The 2,767-nt window shown below is 68.1% G+C and carries 3 protein-coding genes and 1 pseudogene; 2 read left to right on the top strand and 2 right to left on the bottom strand.

Features of this window, described 5'->3' with window-relative positions; translation table 11 throughout:
- The coding region (gene chrA / locus KZA10_RS11555; RefSeq protein ID WP_218682954.1) for a chromate efflux transporter at positions 1 to 978 on the top strand (978 nt) is incomplete at its 5' end.
- Between the two features lie 36 nt (positions 979 to 1,014).
- Here the strand turns inward: chrA and KZA10_RS11550 are convergent.
- A complete protein-coding gene (locus tag KZA10_RS11550; protein WP_218682953.1) occupies positions 1,015 to 1,605 on the bottom strand; it encodes a hypothetical protein in 591 nt (196 codons plus the stop codon).
- Positions 1,606 to 1,967: 362 nt separating this feature from the next.
- Here KZA10_RS11550 and KZA10_RS11545 point away from each other — a divergent pair, with 362 nt between their 5' ends.
- Positions 1,968 to 2,564 (top strand): low temperature requirement protein A, encoded by a 597-nt coding sequence (locus KZA10_RS11545; RefSeq protein ID WP_308289656.1) that lies wholly within the window; start codon positions 1,968 to 1,970, stop codon positions 2,562 to 2,564.
- A 71-nt stretch (positions 2,565 to 2,635) separates the two neighbouring features.
- On the opposite strand, the pseudogene KZA10_RS11540 reads toward KZA10_RS11545, so the two are convergent.
- Positions 2,636 to 2,767: pseudogene (locus tag KZA10_RS11540) on the bottom strand (DNA polymerase III subunit beta); the annotation flags it as partial.

The raw sequence follows: 2,767 nt of genomic DNA, 5'->3' as shown, positions 1-2,767 counted from the left end.
CTGCTGCGCGCCGGCGGATGGGGCGCGATCGCCGCGTTCGTCGGCTTCACGCTGCCGTCCGCGGCGCTGATGGTCGCCTTCGCCTATGGCGCGTCCTGGTTCGCCGGCCCGATCGGCGAAGGTCTGCTTACGGGGCTGAAGATCGTCGCCGTCGCGATCGTTGCCCAAGCGGTCTGGGGCATGGCGAGAACCCTCACCCCCGACCGGCCCCGCGCAGGCATCGCCGTGATCGCCCTGCTCACCACCATGCTGATGGTCGGATCGGTCGGGCAGATCGCCGCAATCCTCATCGGCGCGCTCGGTGGACTGATCTTCTGCCGCGCCGCCGTGGAAGACCGGCCCGACATGCTCCACTTCCCGGTCCGACGTTCCGCGGGCATCACCAGCCTGGCCGTGTTTGCCGCGCTGCTGATCGGCGCCCCGATCATCGCTGCAGCGACCGGTCTGGGCGGTGTGGCGTTGTTCGACGCGTTCTATCGCGCGGGCGCACTGGTGTTCGGCGGCGGACACGTGGTGCTCCCGCTGCTGCAGGCAGGGGTCGTCGACCCGGGATGGGTCACCAACGCCCAGTTCCTCGCCGGATACGGCGTCGCCCAAGCCGTCCCCGGCCCGCTGTTCACCTTCGCCGGATACCTCGGCGCGATCGCCGACACCGGCCCCGGCGGAATCTGGGGCGCACTCATCGCCCTCATCGCAGTGTTCCTGCCCGGCTTCCTGCTGCTGCTCGGAGTGCTGCCGTTCTGGAACACCTTCCGCCGACACGCTTGGGCGCAAGCCGTCATGCGCGGCGCAAGCGCAGCCGTTGTCGGCATCCTCGCCGCCGCGCTCTACTCACCCGTGTTCACAACCGCCGTCACCGACGCCGGATCGTTCTGTCTCGCCGTGATCTGCTTCGTGCTCCTGGTGTCCTGGAAGTTGCCTCCCTGGGTCGTGGTGCTCGTCGGTGCCGCTGGCGGCGTCCTGATCGGTCTGCTGTAGAGCCTCTCGCGGCGGCTACCCGGATATTGTCCAGGCTCACATTCGCATCGCGGGGTATTGCGCGTAGGCGGATGCGGCGACGAGCTGCCAGCGCGCCGCGACGTTCGGTGACATGCCGGTGAGGTCGCAGAGCGGGCCAACGGGCATCGTCGCGGCGAGGTTGAGGAGTGCTGCGCCGCGCAGTCCGACGACGCGGCAGGTGAGATTCTGCAGGTCGGCGGCGAAGCGGCTGGCGTGGACGTGTGCGCCGGCGCGTAGTTTCGAGGGGAACAGCCAGGTCGATGCCGTGTCCCATCGCCGTGGTGCTGCGAGCTGCAGCCTGATCAGCGCCGGCAACGGCGGTGGCAGTTGGACAGGGGTGAGTCCGAGTCGGAGACGCATCTGGTCGCCGTCATCGATGATGCTGGCGGTGGTGAGCGCGGCGATCGTTGTGGTGGGTCTGCCGGTGATCCCGGCGATCAGCCCGCAGATGCGGGTCCGCAGCCGGATCGTCTCGTCGGTGGCGAACCGGCGCATCCATGCCCGGTAGGTGTCGATCGGGTAGGCGGTGTAGGGGTCGGCGTAGGGGGAAGGGACCGGATGGATGCGATCGGCCGCGCCGCTCTGCGACGCCCAGCGCAGGAACACGGCGAGCGGTTCGAAGTTGCGCGGGTGTCGGTCGAGGTCAGCCCCTTGTCGTCAAGATCCGTCAGGTAGCCGACGGCCACACCCGTGTACTCCGCTACGGCGTAGAGCACCCGAACGGGCACCTCCGCGCCTCCCGCGCCCGTGCGCAACTGCGACCAATCCTCCACAGTCAGATCGATCTCTCGTTCCGCCGCGAGGTCGATCAGGACGGCGACATCGAACTGCGGCCCAGCTGTTCGCGGTGAGGACTCCAGCAGCCGGAGACGTCGTCCCAGCTCGGCTGGATCCGTGCCGATGGTGGGTTCCAGCCCCTCGTCGTCGGCCGCGGCGTACTTGGACGTGAGACGGGCGATTTCGAGCGGGTGCACGCCCAGTGCGCGGGCGAGTGGCATCCACACCACATCACCGAGCGCTACGGGCTGTTCACGCTCATCGTGCTCGGAGAGAGCCTGCTCGCCTCCGCCAACGCGATCATCGACGCCCTCGACAAGGTCGAGAGCCTCGGGCCGCTGATCGCCATCTCGGTGCTCACCCTCGTGGTCACGGCGTCGCTGTGGTGGATCTTCTGGCCGCCGCACCAGCGCGCCATCACGAGCTTCGGACGCTCGCTCCGCTACGGCTACACGCACTACTTCGTGTTCGGGGCGGCCGCCGCCTTCTCCGCCGGGATCGAAGTGGAGCTCGACGTCCTGACCGGGAAGAGCCACCTGTCGAGCATCGCGGCATCACTCACCGTCACGATCCCGATCGCGATCTTCCTCCTCGCCGTCTGGTGGATCGCCATCCGTGAGAACGCCGACCGTGTCGTGAACACGGTGGTGCCCTCAGGTGCGGTGCTGGTGCTGCTCGATCCGGTCCTGCCGATCCCGGTCACGCTCACCGCCCTGGTGCTCGTCGGCATCGTGGTCGTGCTGGTGCTCCGTCCCCCGGTCGCGTCCTCGCGCATAGACAAGGCATAGATCGGGCAAAGTCTCCTGATCGGAAGCTCCGCGACGCTGAGGACACGCAACAGTCCGTCGAGGAGGAGACAGATCATGAGGTTGTGTCCGGAGACTTCGAGCTGCACACCGGTGAGCACGGGGGTCACATCGTCACGCGACGCGGCGAATCCGACCTGGGAGATGGCGGTGCCGAAGTCGTCGGCGGGAACCACACCGGAAGA

Source organism: Microbacterium sp. BF1 (assembly GCF_019279095.1).
Classification (GTDB): Bacteria; Actinomycetota; Actinomycetes; order Actinomycetales; family Microbacteriaceae; genus Microbacterium; species Microbacterium maritypicum.
The sequence above is the reverse complement of the archived record's forward strand: the minus strand, read 5'-3'. Positions and strand labels throughout refer to the sequence as shown.